This window comes from Paenibacillus terrae (assembly GCF_005217525.1).
Classification (GTDB): domain Bacteria; phylum Bacillota; class Bacilli; order Paenibacillales; family Paenibacillaceae; genus Paenibacillus; species Paenibacillus terrae_C.
Genome location: NZ_PNXQ01000005.1, coordinates 408,606 through 424,762, shown reverse-complemented (window position 1 = coordinate 424,762; position 16,157 = coordinate 408,606). Strand labels below are relative to the sequence as shown.

Below are 16,157 nucleotides of genomic sequence, written 5' to 3'. Positions count from 1 at the left end.
GCGCATTTTAGCAGGCAGTTTAAGCGATGGTCCGGTCAGTCGCCGACATCCTACCGCAAAAGCACGGTGCAGGAAGGCCCATCCGAATAAAAATACGTATACTAATAAAATAGTTATGATATAATCCGTACAAAGGAGCTGAGAATTGTATGAATTTACATCATAAACGTGTCGTCGTCATTGGCGGCAGTGCAGGTATAGGGCTGGCAACAGCGATAGAAGCAGCAAAGCAGGGAGCGAGTATCGTGATCGCTGGGCGTTCTGCGGAGAAACTAGAGCAGGCGAAGAAGGTTATCCCTGCGGAATCGGTGGAAACCTTCCAATTGAATAATCAGAGGGAGGAGGAAGTGCAGGCGTTTTTTGAAAAGGTCGGCGCATTCGACCATCTGTTTACACCAGGTGCGAGCTACACACGCGGCCCAATCACGATAGATACGGAAAAGGCGAAGACGCCGTTTGAGGGGAAATTCTGGCCGCAATATTTTGCTGCCAAGCATGCGGTACCGCATATTTCCAAGGAAGGCTCGATCGTCCTCATGTCCGGGGCCTTCAGCCAGCGGCCGATGGGCTTTGGTGCTACATACGGGGCGGCTAACGGCGCAATCGAAAGCTTGGGTAAAGCTTTGGCGGTAGAATTGGCTCCGGTACGGGTCAATGTCGTATCTCCTGGCACGATCTGGAGAGACGGACCCGAGGGCGAGCAGCGGGCGCAGGCTTTTGAGGAATACAAGGAAGTAACCTTGCTCCATCGAGTGGGGTATAACGAGGAAATCGCGCATACCGTGCTGTATCTGATGACGAACAAGTTCACCACCGGAAGTGTGCTGTTCCCGGACGGTGGCTACACGCTGATCTAAGCCAAGCCACACGAAACTGACAGGCAGGAAAACCAATGGTTAAACAAAAACCGACCTAACACATATACAAAGTGTTAGCCGGTTTTCTTTTGCCATAGGATATCATGTCTTCTCCATAGCAGCTCTCTTTACGGTCATGGTTTTACATGATAATATTTGAGTGTACAATAAAATTCAAAGTGATTATTTGAATAGATTATAAAAAATAAAGTATATATGCAATATATCCTTGTATTTAAGGAGTTGGATTATCGATGGACCAAGTGGACCATAAAATTTTGCTATGTCTACAAAACCAGGCACGCATCTCCATGACCGAGCTGGGTAAAGAGGTTGGACTTTCCCAGCCTGCTGTAACGGAAAGAGTGCGGCGTATGGAGGATAAAGGCATTATCACTGGATATCGGGCCATGGTTTCACATGAGAAAGTCGGAAAGCCGATCATGGCTCATGTGCTCGTGCACACGAATCAATGCAACTCATTTGTTGAGTTTTGCCAATCTGCGCCTGAAGTCATTGAGTGCCATCGAATTAGCGGCGAGCAAAATTATTTACTTAAGGTTATGGTCGAATCCATGCTTAAGCTGGAGCAATTCGGGGATGAGTGCGGAAAGCACGGTCACTCTACCACGTTAATCGTCTTATCCTCGCCTGTAGAGCTTAAACATGTAACTCCCGTTTTATCAGACCCTGTTTGAGCTGCCGTAAATGGCTTGGCAAAGCTCGGTTGTAAACGGACCCGACATCCCTTCAAATGCTGTATTGGTAAAAGCGACCACACTGAGTCTTTGCGCGGGATCAACGAACCATGAATGACCGTAAGCTCCTCCGAGACGCCACGTTCCGGGGGATTCTGCTGTTTCGCCTTCGTCGGGATTTTGGAGTACGGTGAATCCCAGTCCAAAGCCCCGCCCCGGCCAGCCTGCCAACGGGATATTTCCGGTCTGGATGGTACCCATTTCACGTACCCATTCCTCAGAAAGTAATGGATTGCCGCCGTTTCGCAGTGTTTCCAGCAGCCGCATGAAGTCTTTTGCGCTGCCAATCATACCAGAGCCTCCAGAGTGGAAAGCCGTGCTATCAAAGGCGCGTGCAGGCTGAAAACGAAGTCCCGCTGTGCCTTCAAACACCTGCGCAACCTCAAGCTCACGCATCCGCCGGGGTTCCAGAGTATCGTTGACATAAGCGGCGGCAAGTCGTTCGGGATCAGCAACCGTGAAGCTAGTGTCTTGCATACCGAGAGGTTCTGTAACGAGCTTTTTAACAGCTGCATCAAGGGTTGTGCCACATACACGGCTAATGATAGCGCCGAGCACATCAGTGGCAATGGAATAGCCCCATGCTTTACCCGGTGTATATAACAGAGGCACGGAAGCCAAACGTTGCAAGTTCTCTTCCAGCGTAAGATTGGAGAAATCCATGCCATCCGATACGCCTGCACGATGATAGGGCCCGCCGTCTTCTTCCTCTAAGAAGCCATAGGTCAACCCGGCAGTATGTGTGAGCAATTGGCGTACCGTAATGGATGGCTGCTCGCCGCTAATCAATCGGGGGCGGAAGTCTGGCAACCAGCGTTCAATAGATTCATCGAGTCCAATCTGTCCTTTGGCTGCCAAAACCAAAGCCGCTGTAGATACAATCGGCTTGGATACAGAAGAGAGCCGAAATAAAGCATCCTCGCGCATAGGAATATTTTCTTCTCGATCAGCCAGCCCGGCCGCTCGCACATACACGGGTGAACCATCCATATATATCATGACGACTGCGCCGACCAGGCGCTTCTCGGCAAGGGTTTGATCTATGACTGCATTCACACGTCCGTCCAGACCATCTTGTATCGCAAAAACTCTATTTTCTACACTCATGAATATCTCATCCTCTCTATGATCCAGCGGTTATCGCTTGATGGAACTTAGTTTACAGGATGAGAAGGTGACATTACATAAGATAACAAAGGTATTCAGTGAGTATTCACGTTAAAATAAAATTATATTAAAAGGATGGCCTTGGATTTTAATGAAAGGGGTTTTACAAGGAGTTTTACTGTGTTTTACAGTAACTTTTTAAGCTGAGATATACGTCCTTGTGAAACACCAAGCCATTTGGCGTAGTCGTATTGTCTGGCATCGGGATGTTCCTGAATGAGTTTTCTAAGGCGTCCGAGTAATTTTTCTGCCGACTGATTCGTTCTTTTGTGGATAGGCATATCTTTTTTTAATAGAAGGAGTCGGTATGGAGCAACAATCTATATTCCCCTTTAATTTATGGATACAGTCTATGCATAGAAATGAATCTCTGAAAAAGGTTAGATTTTCAGCCGACTTTGAATATTTTGTTTAATAAATGGACGTAATTTTCCGCGTGAATCTACCCGGGGGATAAATTCCGTAGCGATTGTGGCGACCAGTTCGGATTCTATGCTTGCAATATCGGTCTTTCCTAGTCTTACAGGCGCAGAAAGCGTTTCTGATGAGGAATTAGCAAAACAATCTGTAATTAATTACGTTGAAGCTGTTCAAACCGGAAATATTTATGAGTCTGTGAAATGGGTAGTTGATACACGATTTAGTAGTACTGATGAACAGTTGGAACAGTATAAGGAATCGCTAAGCAGTAATCCATTCTCCGATGTAAGTATTAAAAGTATTGTCCCTGCCTCAAATGACACTTTTACTGCTTCAGTTGAATTAACTAGAAAAGATGATGGTGAAACCAATAAGGTCTCATACCAAGTCATTAAAAGGACGATAGTTGGAAGGTACTGATAGATGGGCAAGAGACGAAAAGTGAAGAAGTTAGAAAATCAATTCAATCTCAAGAAAAATCCTCCGCTGTTTTACCGTTAGCTTCTACTGAACTTGGAAGTTATGGAGATACTTTAATCAAGAAAGGTAAGTCAGAATATAGTAATAGATTTAATATGACCGAAGCCTTTATAGGCATTACCGGGTGGCAACTAATTCCAGGAAGCAAAACAAAGGTTCCTGTGCGTTACAGTGTTGTGAATAAAGGGTTTTTTAGTGATGATGTATATGGGCAGATATTCCAAACGGAATCCAGTGATTGGAATGGAGCGGCTTTTTATAATACTATATATACAAGCGGCCAGACATATTCTGGTGTATATTTGAAAATTACAAATGAGGATCTTGGTAATACTGTGCGAGTAAGAGGACATATATACGGGAACTAAAACGGGATACAAGAGGGAGATTCGAAGAATGGAAAATAGTTCTTTGGATCTCTTTACTACTCTATGGAGGTCACAAATGGTTTTACTAAAAGAAAGTTCTAATAAAGAAGTGATTCGAGAACAGTATGAAGAATTTTGGAGTGAACTTCTAATTCGTGATGAAAAAAAAGCGGAACACGTTTTAAAGAAATTAGAATATGAGCTGCTACCCACTCGTCAGGAAATCCTAAGCCCATTTAAAAATCTTACTTGGGAAAAAATCCTCGCCCCGTTCAAAACTCATCTTACTTGGATTATCCCCCTTAGTGTGATTACGTTCTTTGTGCTGGCTTATGTAATTTTTATATGGGTAGCATTGTGGGTAGAATAATGGACGGTAGTTATTCCAAAGATAGAATATTGTCCATACGTATCTCTGCCTAGGGTATTGAACATTTGGAATCTCCAATAAGATACCAGAAAACCAGTGTAGTGAAGTAAACTAATCAAACCTCCAAGGAAATATCTGTATTTAACAAAACAATAGAACAGACAAAAGGCGAGGATTAGTCGCAAGTTTCTTTTGTCTTGTTCTATTTTACTCCTCTACATAACGGATATATGGGTGTTGGAAGTATTTTTGATCAGACACGAAAAAATATGATCAGATTGGCCATGCTTCTTCAGGCACCCCGTATTGTGCGAAAATATAATCTCTGGATTCATTGGCTAACTTGCGCAAGCGTTGGATGTCTACATGCAGCATTTTTCCGTTCCGTTTGACAGCTTTCCCAGCCACAAACACTGAATCGACGTTGCTCGTGTTGGCGCATTGCACAACAGCACCGACTGGATGATTTATTGGGAACATATTCAGATCGTTGGTTCGAATCATAATCAGATCGGCTTCTTTTCCCGGGGTTAACGTACCGATCTTATGATCCAGTCCCAATGCTCGGGCGCCATCAATCGTCGCAAATTCTAAAATGTCCCTTGCTGAAATAGTGAGTTCCACCGGCATTTCTCCTGTGGATAAAATCTTTCCATTGATTCTGGAGCGTTCTGCTTGCAAGGCGAACTTCATTTGTGCAAACATGTCTCCACCAGTCGATACTACGACATCGACTCCTAAAGAGGGTCTTCCTCCGTTCTCCATAAATAGCCCTGTAGCCGGATAGCCATGTCCCATCATCATTTCGATTTCCGGAGTAACGGAAATGGAGGCGCCTGAATCTGCGATTAGCTTATATTCCTCATAGCTGAGTGTGTTGGCGTGGGCAAAGTTAAGGTCCGATCCGAGCAGTCCAGCCTTATGCAATTTCTCAATCGATCGATCCACCGAGCCCCATGTCCCGAACCCTAAATGCATTGTACAAAGCACACCAAGCTCACGAGCGAATCGAATCTCATCGACTGCTGTTTCCCATGCGCTAAATTCTGGTCCTCTTATGGCTAACCCCATGGTAAGCAGTTGGTCATCTGATGAGAAATACTGCTTTTTCACCCGTCTGCTGTCATCGGATTGTCGTATCTGGCTTTCTCTGGACCAATATTCGCCATCACCAGGAACTCCGTGGGCGAAGACCGCTCGTGTTCCCGATTCTTGCAAGCCCCGGATCAGCTCATCCGTATGCTCGGGTGAATTAATCATCGACCAATCCAGTAGCGTGGTAACCCCTGCATCCAACGCTTCCAGCGCGCCCAGCAGATTCGCTACATACCCATCCTGCGGACGTAATTTAGCTCCAATATTCCCATAGTACATACGCCCCAGGTACTTTTCGAGCGACCAATCAGCACCTACATTCCGAACGACAGACTCCCAGGTGTGACGATGTGTATCTACGAATCCCGGCATAACAATCATATTTGTTGCGTCAACAACTTCGCAATCGGATGCTTCCAGCTCCGGCTGAACAGCGATAATTTTTTTTCCCTCGACAAGAATATCCGCTTTCTTAAAATCACCCATTGTCTTATCGAGCGTGAGTACACAGCCGTTTTGGATTAATAAACGATGGTTCATCTTTTTATCTCCTTTGTGTGTTGTTAGATGACTTATTTCTATTGACCTCTCTTAGAGCGATGTTTAACCTATATATGTATATTATAAGCCTGATGATGGTATAAATCACAGTATTTTTTGTCGTGCAGGGACCAGAATATACACTAAAAGCCTACCTGCCGATCATCTGGCAGATAGACTTTTGCACAATAAAACGATATGCTTCATGCTTTTGGATTTCAGTGCCTTTGCGCCTGAGTTGGATAGGAATTAGCGTTCCCATGCTTCTGTGCGAAGCTGCTGCTGGCGGTTAAATAATGCCGGATAAATAAACAGGCTGAGCAGTACGCTGGTCAAAATCGCAGAGGTCATAGTGGTAAATACGATCAGTAGCTGCAAACGAACGGCGGCAATGGGATTGGCACCTGCTATGATTTGCCCAGTCATCATGCCGGGAAGCTGGACCAGCCCGAGTGTCTTCTGTCCCTCGATGGTTGGAATCATACTGGAGCGTATGCAATCCTTGAATATCGGGAAAATAGCTTGTCTCGGCGTGCCGCCTAGTGCCAGAATGAGCATAATTTCAGACTTGCGCAGCAGCACCTCCGACTTGAGCCGGGATACCAGCAGGCTGGACAGAATCATGGAGCTGCCAATGATCATGCCGCTAATCGGAATCATATACCGGGCTGTCGCCGGGATGATATGCAGGCTAATCAGGAATGCCTGTGTAACGATTTCCACACACAGCAGCGTCAGGAATGATTTCCACATCAGGCCGGGAATGAATCGTCCTTTTCTCGCGACATTTTGGGAGGCTACGGTGATCATAAGCAAAATGAATAATATGATAAATCCGTAGCTTTGCATCCCGAAAATCAAATGTAATACATAACCGATAGCCAGCAGTTGGACCGATGCCCTGATCGTGGCGATAATAATATCTCGATCCAGACCGAGCTTGAAGGATTTGGACATGACGATGGCGATGAACACAAAGCCGAGGGAAAGAATCAGGGCAACAATCGTCATCCCCATCCTCCTGCTATGAACCTGCGGGTTTCATTATGCTGTGGCGCATGGAAAAAAGTCTCGGTATCTGCCTGCTCCACCAATCTTCCGTCGATCATCAGCCATGTTTCATGGCCCACTCTGCGTGCTTGTTCCATATGATGCGTAATCCAGATCATCGTCGTTCCCTCTTCTTTGTTCATTTGAAGCAGCAGCTCCTCTACCTCTTTGACCGAGGCCGGGTCCAGTGCGGAAGTAATCTCGTCCAGCAGTAAAATATCCGGGCGGTTCGCGAGCGTCCGCGCCAAGGCCAAGCGCTGTCTTTGACCACCGGACAGCTCTTGCGCCTTTTGCTCCAGCAGATCACGGGTGAGTCCTACGCGCTCTAACAGGCCGGGGGGATCATGCAGTACCGTGCCGTGCAATCGTTCTACAGTCTGGAGATTGTACAGAACGGTTCCTTGCAGCATGGGGGCATCTTGAAAAACCAGTGCCACCCTCCGTCTCAACTCAGGGATTTCCCACTCAGAAATAGGCTTGCCGAATACGCTGATTTCTCCTTCATCCGGCGTCAGTAGAAGATTACACAGTGAAAGCAGCGTGCTTTTGCCAGACCCGGATGGGCCGACCAGCGTGGTGATTTTGCCGGGAGAGACTTTTGCCGTAATTCCGTTGAGGACAGCACGTTGCTGTTCAGACCCGGTGAAGTATTTGGTGATGTGCTTAAATTCAATGGCTGGAAGTGGTATGGAATCCATAGATATAGTGTTCTCCTTTGCATGGGATCGAAAAAGTGGTCAGACCTGCTCTATGATCCTGTTTCGTTCATTATATCAGTAGAAGCTGATATGCTTTCAAACCATAGCTTCTTTGTATAAACTAACAGGATTAGCTAAAATAGAAATCAGACTCATTATGTATTTTTATACGTCAGCATTTTGCATCATTCGATTCCCGACGCTTTATGCAAAATGCTCACGTAAATGCCTTACATAGAAATTAGAAATTCGATTAAAGGAGAAATGCTGATGTCACCCAGAAACGGAATGAAGCTGCAAGAGATTATACAGGCTGCCGAGGACATTGCCAATGAACGGGGGATGGGCGATGTTACGCTCACCACGCTGGCGCAGAAGCTGCGCATTCGCCCTCCGTCCTTGTATAACCACGTGGACGGGTTGAACGGACTGCGCCAAGTGCTGGCTCTGCACAGCCTGCGACAGTTGGAGGAAGCTTTGATGAGCGCGGCGGTTGGAAGAGCGGGTGACGATGCAATGACAGCTATGGGGAGAGCCTATATGCGATATGCCCGCGAGCGACCTGGTTTGTATGAAGCGATGCTGTATGCAACTGATCGAAGTAATATCGAAATGAGGCAGGCTGCGGATCGTGTGGCAGAGCTTGTTATTTCGGTTCTGTCCAGCGGTTACGGATTTAAGGAAGAGGATTGTGTTCATGCGGCGAGGGGGTTTCGCAGTCTGCTTCATGGTTTTGCCTCGCTCGAACAGAAGGGCGGCTTTGGTTTACCCGTAGAAGTGGATCGGAGTATTGAAGTCATGATGAACACTTTTTTGGCAGGTTTGCGTGTGCAGCAGAAATGAGTATAACATGAGGTTCAAACTCTGTGAGGTTTCCTGTTAATGGCTTCTATAAAATAAAATGTATAATTATCTGTTCTGTGTGGCTAAAAATTGTTATACTCAAAAAATACTGTTAAACCGCCGAATATGGAACCGGTTCTATAGCGGGAATGAATCAAGGGATATTGGGGGATTGTGGATGCAACAGCTTTTACAGGATGTGATCGGTATAATTAACGACTTTTTCTGGTCCAAGTTGTTAATTGTCATGCTGATCGCATTGGGACTATTTTTTACGTTCCGCACTAAGGGTCTGCAAGTACGAATGATCGGAGATATGTTCCGCGTTCTGAAAGAGTCGAAGCGCGGCTCCAGGGACAGCATTTCGCCTTTTCAGGCATTTTGCATCAGCATGGCGGCACGCGTGGGTACGGGGAACATTACTGGGATTGCTCTTGCTATTGCGCTGGGCGGCCCAGGTGCAGTGTTCTGGATGTGGATCATTGCGATCATCGGCTCAGCCTCCAGCTTCGTCGAAAGTACGTTAGCTCAGGTATATAAAGTGAAGGACAAAGACGGATTCCGTGGCGGTCCGGCGTATTACATGGAGATCGGATTGAAAAAGCGGTGGATGGGTATTGTTTTTGCGATACTGATTACACTGAGCTTTGGTTTGGTCTTTAACGCGGTGCAGTCCAATACGATTACGCTGGCTTTCGAAAATGCCTTCGGCACGAATCGGTTAGTGGTAGGTCTGCTGATGGCGGCTGTGTTTGCGGTCATTATTTTTGGAGGGATCAAGCGGATTGCCAAAATGTCCGAGTATATCGTCATCGTACTGGCGGTGCTGTATATCGGAATTGCGCTGTTTATTGTGATCATTAATATTCAGCAATTGCCGCAGGTGCTGTCCCTGATCGTACGCAGTGCGTTCGGTTTCGAGCAGGTTGCGGGCGGCTCCATCGGGGCAGCCTTGATGCACGGCATCAAGCGTGGTTTATTTTCCAATGAAGCAGGAATGGGGAGCGCACCGAATGCAGCAGCTACCGCAGACACGAGCCATCCGGTCAAGCAAGGCTTGATTCAGGCTTTTGGAGTGTTAACGGATACGCTTATTATTTGTACAAGCACGGCAATGATTATTTTGTTATCCGGGGCGTATACAAAGCCGGGGCTTAGCGGGATTGAGCTGACCCAGGCGGCTCTGAGTGTGCACATCGGCCCGTGGGCGTCCGGTTTCCTTGCCATTATGGTATTCTTGTTCGCCTTTAGCACATTAATCGGTAACTACTATTACGGCGAAACGAACATCGAGTTTATGAAATCGAAGAAAATCTGGGTATGGCTTTATCGGGTTGCCGTGATTGGTATGGTGATTTTCGGAGCAGTGGCCAAGGTGCAGCTGGTGTGGGATATGGCTGATTTATTTATGGGCATGATGGTTGTCGTCAATCTGATTGCTATTGCCCTTTTATCCCGAGTCGCTTTTGCAGCCTTAAAGGATTATTCACGGCAGAAAAAGGCGGGCCATGACCCTGTGTTCTATAAAGACAGCATTCCGGGGCTGGAGCAAGTGGAGTGCTGGGGACGGGAAGGGAAGCTTTAAGGCAATGCTAGATCACAAACTACAGGCGATGATCCTTCTGTCAGCACCATTTCCCGTGAGGATGTAGCCACAGTAGTAGTAGCGGCACTGGATGAATGGCAGACGTATCATCGTGCGATTAATTTGGCGTCAGGCAGCACGCCCATTGCTGAGGCAATCCAGCAGGGGTGATGGATTTAGAAGCATTCACATCATAGTAGGAGAGAGGCAGACCAGGAATGTTATTCTGAGGTCTGCCTTTTTGCTGCGGAATATCTGCGAAAAGATTTGATTTAAACTAATTATATTAGTTATAATACTAATATAATTAGTTTAAATCAAGATGAGGAGATGAGATGGATGCGTGTTGTTCAGGTGCAGCATATAGTTCAATTGACGTTTCTGCCGAGACTGTTCCCGGTGAACTGCTATTTGGTGCAGGAAAAGGAGGGACTGACATTGATAGATGCCGGACTTCCTTATAGTGCAGATGGGATCGAAAAGGCTGCTGCGCGGATGGGGCAGCCAATCCTGCGAATTGTACTTACTCATGCCCATGAGGATCATGTAGGTGCACTGGATAAGTTGAAGGAGCGGCATCCTGATGTGCAAGTATTCATTTCCAGACGGGATGCGCGGCTGTTAAAGGGCGATGTATCGCTGGATGCGGGTGAACCGAATACTCCGATTCGGGGCAGTGTGCCCAAAAATATCCGTACACAGCCTGACGTTCTGCTGCAAGAAGGGGACCATGTGGGTTCGTTGCTGGCGATCAGCGCACCGGGACATACACCAGGCTCGATGGCATTTTTGGACACCCGTACCCGTGCATTGATTGCAGGCGATGCCTTCCAGGTCCGAGGCGGCGTTGCGGTGTCAGGGAGGCTCAAGCCGCTGTTTCCATTTCCCGCTCTGGCCACCTGGAACAGGGGAATTTCACTGGAAAGCGCCAAAAAGCTGGCGCAATTCAAGCCATCTCTGCTGGCTGTCGGACATGGCAACCTGCTTGAACATCCACAGGACTCAATCGAACGGGCAATTCAGGAGATGGAGGGACAATTTGTGAAGTAATGATTCCGTATTCAGCCAACTTTCAGCCAGAACTCACGATGCCCTCAGCTATGACAGATACAATATGAGGAAAATAGATACAGAGAGAGGTGCATCGGATTTGAACGTGTGGAAAGGGAACCGCCTGAAGTATATACTTCTGTTCAGTCTCATATTGTGTGCTGTGGTTAGTGTGGTTTCGTTATGGAGTTATTCTGGCAGCTCGGCATCCCAGTCTGCGGCTATTAGACAGGGCCCGTCCGGCGGATTTGGAGGAGGAGGCGGACCCGGTAGAGGCATGGGAGCGTCGGGGCAACGTCCCTCGAACGGACAGACCGCTGGAAATCGTGGAGCAGGAAATGTAGGGCAGGATACTCGCTCCAATTCGACATCGACGGATACCATGAACAGCTCTAACGGTAAGAGTCAAGGTACGACAGGCCAATCTGCCGATTTATTCACCCAAGGTACATCGACATCGGGCGATCAAGGTACATCGACATCGGGCGATCAAGGTACTACGACCGGGAATGACACTTCTACCTCCGGAGGCAACGGTGCTGTCAGAGACGGACAACAGCGAGGTCCGGGCGGTATGTCCGGTAACGGCGGCCCCGGGATGGGCAAGGGCGGACCCGGTAGTGGTATGGGCGGTGGAAGAAGCGGACAGTCTTCATCTGCCTATGCGACTCCGCTGGCGATCTTTGCCGCTTTGTTCTTCGGTACGTTTGTATTCATTGTGTATCGTTTTAGGGCCAGTGTATGGAAGATCGGGGAACGTAACCGGGGGCTGATGTTATGGACCGTGCTTGGTGCGGGCTTCTTTTTAAGAATGGCGATAGCGCCGTGGATATCGGGGCACATGGATTTAATGCTATTCCGGAACTGGGCTACAACAGCAGCGGACAGCTTAACGGGATTTTACATGAACGGATCAAGTGACTATCCGCCGTTCTATATTTATATTTTATATGTGATCGGTAAAATCGGCTCTACGGACGCTTTCAGTCCTTATATGTCCGTGCTGCTACGGCTTCCGAATATATTAGCCGATATCGCGACAGCGTACATGCTGTATCGGTTGGCGAGCAAAAGGGTTGGCTTTGGAATCAGCATCGGGCTGGCATTGTTCTATGTATTCAACCCGGCGGTGTTTATCAATTCAACCTTCTGGGGACAAGTGGATTCATTCTTTACATTACTGATTGTGGGTATGGTTGTGTTGTTGGTGGAAAACAGAGTAGGCTGGTCCACCGTATTCTTTACGATAGCCGTTCTGATGAAGCCACAGGGGATTATTTATGGCCCGATTCTGTTCTTCGAGCTGCTGAGACAACGTAAAATACAACCTTGGTTGCTGGCTGTAGGTGCAGCGGTTGTGACGACAATTCTGGTCGTGCTGCCATTTTCATGGGGACAGGAGCCATTATGGCTGCTTGATTTATACAAAGGAACGGTTGGTGAGTATCCGTATGCTTCCGTGAACGCATATAATTTCTTCGCATTGATCGGTGGCAACTATACGCAGGACACAACGACGTTGTTCCTGTTCAGCTACCACACATGGGGCATGATCGGCATTGTGCTGGTGACTTTGTTTACGTGGTGGATGTATGCACGCAGTGGCAAACCACAGTTTGTGGCCGCGGCTGCACTGGTGCAAATTGCAGGCGTGTTCACCTTCGCTTCCAGCATGCATGAACGGTATCTGTTCCCGGCCGCGGCGTTGGCAGTGCTGGCGTATCTGTATTTGCGGGACCGGAGATTTTTATGGCTTGCGGGTGGATTCAGTCTCACGATTTTCCTGAACACCTTCGATATTTTCTATAGCTCGAACTCTCGGGACAGCTATGGAGTTATTCTATGTGTGACCTCGTTGTTGAACGTGCTGCTGTTTGGGTATCTGGTCAAAGTGGTATGGGATTGCTCCAAGTCCGCCACGATTCAGGCCAAGTCCGCCGAGGACAGGGGTGCACCGGAGCTTGCTTCCGGGAAGCACGTATGGGGAGCGTCTCCCCAAGCTGTGAACACAACGATTGAAAGATAGCCCATTATAAAATAGGGTAAAAAAAGAAACCGCCCTTTGGCGAAATGGAAGTGGCAGGTATAACAGCCATAAACCATTAAGCCAAAGAAGCGGTTTTTTTCATGACATCAATACACGTTTATTTATACCCCGGAATACGACATAAAGCCGCCGTCTACCGGAATCACTGTACCCGTAACAAAGCCGGATGTTTGTTCATCCACGAGCCACAGCAGGGTGCCAAGCAGATCGTCCGGTACACCGAAGCGGCGCATGGGGGTGTGAGCGATGATTTTATCCGCACGTTCAGTGAAGGAGCCGTCCTCGCGGGTTAGCAGGCTGCGATTTTGCTCTGTGAGAAAAAAGCCCGGTGCTATAGCGTTGACGCGAATACCCGCTTCGGCCAGATGGACAGCCAGCCATTGTGTGAAGTTGTTAACCGCTGCTTTGGCTGCGCTGTAAGCCGGAACTTTGGTCATCGGGCTGGGAGCGCTCATAGAGGAAACGTTCAGCACGACTGCCCCTGAACGTCCTGTCATGCCCTGTGCGAATATTTGTGTCGGAATGAGCGTTCCGATAAAATTGACGTCCAGCACCTGGCGAAAACCGGGTATGCTCAGCTCGAAAAAGGTGGTGATATCGGGCTGCGTCAGGTCCTCCAACCGGAATGTTTCGCGGGTGGTATTGGCGCTCGCATGATTCCCTCCGGCTCCGTTGATCAGAATATCACAAGCGCCGAATTGCTCGCGTACCGCCTGTTCGGCCCGCCGAACGCTGTCAGCTTCGGTGACGTCACAGGCAACAGCCATCGCTTCTCCGCCTGCGGCCTGAATATCATGGACTACATGCAGGCCCTTTTCTTCCGTTCGGTTCAGAATAGCGACCTTCACGCCTTGCCTTGCCAGCTCGCGTGCCATCGCGCTGCATAGCACTCCGGCACCGCCTGTAACTACTGCTGTTTTGCCTGCCAGTGAAGGGTGTAGAGAAAGTGTGCTCATAGGGTCGACTCCTTCGTATGGACGGATCCGGTCAGCGTGGTTTCTGTCTTGGAAACAGGGGAAATGTGTCGGACCTGGTTACATGTCAATGCATCCCACAGCCCCCACAGATACATAATCCCAAGTGCGCGGTCATACAGTCCATATCCGGGTCTGCATTGCTCTCCCCACAAGTGGCGACCGTGATCCGGTCTGGCGTAGCCCGTAAAGCCAACATCGTGATACGCCTGGACAATGCCCGCAATATTGACGGTTCCATCCTGAGTTCGGTGGGATGTTTCGATAAAATCTCCGTTAGCGGATACACGCACATTGCGAATATGGGCAAACGGAATACGATCCTTGAACTCATAAATCATAGAAGCGATTTCATTATTTGGGTTGGCCCCCAGCGAGCCAGAGCATAGGGTAATCGCGTTCGCGGGACTGTCGTACAGCGCCAGTAGCCTGCGCAAATGAGCCTGGCTTGTGATGATACGTGGCAGTCCAAAAACAGACCATGGCGGATCATCGGGGTGAATAGCCATCCGAATGCCGCTGCGTTCGGCAGCGGGAATAACGGCCTCCAGAAAGTAGGCGAGATTCGTCCACAGGTCTTCCTCCGTGACGTGGTTGTACGCTTCAAACAAAGCCGTCAGATGCTCCAGCCGCTCCGGTTCCCAGCCGGGCATGGTTAACGAGCTATTTTCGTTAATTCGGCGTACCAGTTCGAACGGATTAATCCCTTCAATTCGTGACTTTTCAAAAAAAAGGGCCGTGGAGCCGTCCTCCAGTTCCTTGTGCAAATCGGTTCGCAGCCAGTCAAAAATAGGCATAAAATTATAGCAAACGACCTTTACGCCGTTGTGTCCGAGCTTTTCCAATGTACGTATGTAGTTATGGATATACTGATCGCGCGTCGATCGTCCGAGCTTGATATCCTCATGCACATTCACACTTTCAACGACCTCATTGTGAAATCCCGCCTGTACAACCTGCTCTCGAAATGCCACAATACGTTCCAAAGGCCATTCTTCTCCCGCTGGTATATCGTGTAGCGCCCACACGATCCCTTCTACCCCCGGAATTTGTCGAATTTGTTCCAGCGTTACCGTATCGTTTCCTTCACCAAACCAACGAAATACCATGCGCATGCTTTGCACCGCTCCATTCGTCATATAATAGGTGTAACAGCAATTTTCATTTCCCGATGTTTCCACATTACCATATTGCTAGATATAATTGGAATAGTTAACCAAAATAAAATAACGCTCAAACCAAAAGGAGGAAGTAGGTTATGAAACTGCATCGAGCCATTGTAGTAGATGATGAAATATTCACTCGTAAAGGACTGCTTCAACTCATGGATTGGGAAGCCTGCGGCTTTGAGGTCGTTGGGGAGGCGGATAACGGTGAGGATGCACTTGAACTGATCGGCAGCGTTCATCCTGATCTGGTCATCACCGATATTCGTATGCCTGTGCTGGACGGATTGGAGCTGATTCGTTGTGTAATCGGACGGTGGACGGATCATCCTGCGTTTATTATCTTGAGCGGCTACAGCGATTTTGCTTACGCACAGCAGGCACTTCGCCACGGGGTTCACGATTTTATGCTCAAGCCGATTGATGAGAAGGACTTTTCGGCTACACTGCGCAGGCTGAGTAAAAGGCTGCATCATGAGCAGCAGAATGCACAGCTCTATCAGAGTCGCCGTACAGGTGAACTGTTGGAGACACTGACGATGAATGGGGAAGATGACGTTGTGGTGCCGGCTTGGGAACAGCAGCTACGTCTTGGAGAAGCTGCGCATATGTACTATGTGCTCGTCGAGTTGAATGATCAGCATCCCTGGCGTCCCGATGGCAACGCTGTTCCGCTGTCTCTTTTCCAA

The 16,157-nt window shown here is 48.2% G+C and carries 16 protein-coding genes; 9 read left to right on the top strand and 7 right to left on the bottom strand.

Annotation, left to right across the window (positions count from 1 at the left end):
* Positions 1 to 149 precede the first annotated feature (149 nt).
* Positions 150 to 857: an SDR family oxidoreductase gene (locus C1I60_RS05155; RefSeq protein ID WP_137060775.1), complete on the top strand. Its 708-nt coding sequence runs from the start codon at positions 150 to 152 to the stop codon at positions 855 to 857.
* 254 nt (positions 858 to 1,111) lie between these two features.
* Positions 1,112 to 1,555 (top strand): Lrp/AsnC family transcriptional regulator, encoded by a 444-nt coding sequence (locus tag C1I60_RS05150; protein ID WP_137060774.1) that lies wholly within the window; start codon positions 1,112 to 1,114, stop codon positions 1,553 to 1,555.
* Here the strand turns inward: C1I60_RS05150 and C1I60_RS05145 are convergent.
* Positions 1,541 to 2,722 carry a serine hydrolase domain-containing protein gene (locus C1I60_RS05145; RefSeq protein WP_137060773.1) on the bottom strand — a complete coding sequence of 394 codons (1,182 nt, stop codon included), beginning with the start codon at positions 2,720 to 2,722 and terminating at the stop codon, positions 1,541 to 1,543. The genes C1I60_RS05150 and C1I60_RS05145 overlap by 15 nt on opposite strands.
* Positions 2,723 to 2,907: 185 nt before the next feature.
* A complete protein-coding gene (locus tag C1I60_RS24730) occupies positions 2,908 to 3,063 on the bottom strand; it encodes a hypothetical protein (protein ID WP_212734439.1) in 156 nt (51 codons plus the stop codon).
* Between the two features lie 190 nt (positions 3,064 to 3,253).
* Here C1I60_RS24730 and C1I60_RS05135 point away from each other — a divergent pair, with 190 nt between their 5' ends.
* Complete coding sequence (locus C1I60_RS05135) at positions 3,254 to 3,622, top strand: hypothetical protein (RefSeq protein WP_137060772.1); 369 nt, start codon at positions 3,254 to 3,256, stop codon at positions 3,620 to 3,622.
* Between the two features lie 456 nt (positions 3,623 to 4,078).
* A complete protein-coding gene (locus C1I60_RS05125; protein ID WP_434784370.1) occupies positions 4,079 to 4,420 on the top strand; it encodes a hypothetical protein in 342 nt (113 codons plus the stop codon).
* Between the two features lie 273 nt (positions 4,421 to 4,693).
* Here the strand turns inward: C1I60_RS05125 and C1I60_RS05120 are convergent, their stop codons facing one another.
* The 3 genes from C1I60_RS05120 to C1I60_RS05110 form a co-directional block, all read right to left on the bottom strand.
* On the bottom strand, positions 4,694 to 6,055 hold the full coding sequence (locus C1I60_RS05120) for an amidohydrolase family protein (protein ID WP_137060770.1): 1,362 nt from the start codon (positions 6,053 to 6,055) through the stop codon (positions 4,694 to 4,696).
* A 249-nt stretch (positions 6,056 to 6,304) separates the two neighbouring features.
* On the bottom strand, positions 6,305 to 7,066 hold the full coding sequence (locus C1I60_RS05115; RefSeq protein WP_137060769.1) for an ABC transporter permease: 762 nt from the start codon (positions 7,064 to 7,066) through the stop codon (positions 6,305 to 6,307).
* On the bottom strand, positions 7,063 to 7,803 hold the full coding sequence (locus C1I60_RS05110) for an ABC transporter ATP-binding protein (RefSeq protein WP_137060768.1): 741 nt from the start codon (positions 7,801 to 7,803) through the stop codon (positions 7,063 to 7,065). Before C1I60_RS05110 ends, C1I60_RS05115 begins: the two co-directional genes overlap by 4 nt.
* Positions 7,804 to 8,073: 270 nt before the next feature.
* Here C1I60_RS05110 and C1I60_RS05105 point away from each other — a divergent pair, with 270 nt between their 5' ends.
* From C1I60_RS05105 to C1I60_RS05090, 4 genes are all read left to right on the top strand, one after another.
* The gene (locus tag C1I60_RS05105) at positions 8,074 to 8,646 is read left to right on the top strand and encodes a TetR/AcrR family transcriptional regulator (RefSeq protein ID WP_137060767.1); all 573 of its coding nucleotides are present in this window, start codon (positions 8,074 to 8,076) and stop codon (positions 8,644 to 8,646) included.
* Between the two features lie 178 nt (positions 8,647 to 8,824).
* The gene (locus C1I60_RS05100; RefSeq protein ID WP_137060766.1) at positions 8,825 to 10,231 is read left to right on the top strand and encodes an alanine/glycine:cation symporter family protein; all 1,407 of its coding nucleotides are present in this window, start codon (positions 8,825 to 8,827) and stop codon (positions 10,229 to 10,231) included.
* 339 nt (positions 10,232 to 10,570) lie between these two features.
* Positions 10,571 to 11,281: an MBL fold metallo-hydrolase gene (locus C1I60_RS05095; protein WP_137060765.1), complete on the top strand. Its 711-nt coding sequence runs from the start codon at positions 10,571 to 10,573 to the stop codon at positions 11,279 to 11,281.
* A gap of 277 nt (positions 11,282 to 11,558) precedes the next feature.
* The gene (locus tag C1I60_RS05090) at positions 11,559 to 13,307 is read left to right on the top strand and encodes a glycosyltransferase 87 family protein (protein WP_137061005.1); all 1,749 of its coding nucleotides are present in this window, start codon (positions 11,559 to 11,561) and stop codon (positions 13,305 to 13,307) included.
* 122 nt (positions 13,308 to 13,429) lie between these two features.
* Here C1I60_RS05090 and C1I60_RS05085 read toward each other — a convergent pair whose 3' ends face one another.
* Positions 13,430 to 14,284, bottom strand: coding sequence for an SDR family oxidoreductase (locus C1I60_RS05085; RefSeq protein ID WP_137060764.1), 855 nt, complete (start codon positions 14,282 to 14,284; stop codon positions 13,430 to 13,432).
* Positions 14,281 to 15,417: a mannonate dehydratase gene (uxuA, locus tag C1I60_RS05080; RefSeq protein ID WP_137061004.1), complete on the bottom strand. Its 1,137-nt coding sequence runs from the start codon at positions 15,415 to 15,417 to the stop codon at positions 14,281 to 14,283. Before uxuA ends, C1I60_RS05085 begins: the two co-directional genes overlap by 4 nt.
* A 143-nt stretch (positions 15,418 to 15,560) precedes the next feature.
* Here uxuA and C1I60_RS25220 point away from each other — a divergent pair.
* Positions 15,561 to 16,157, top strand: a 597-nt coding sequence (locus C1I60_RS25220) for a response regulator (protein WP_252361570.1), incomplete at its 3' end; no start/stop codon positions are given.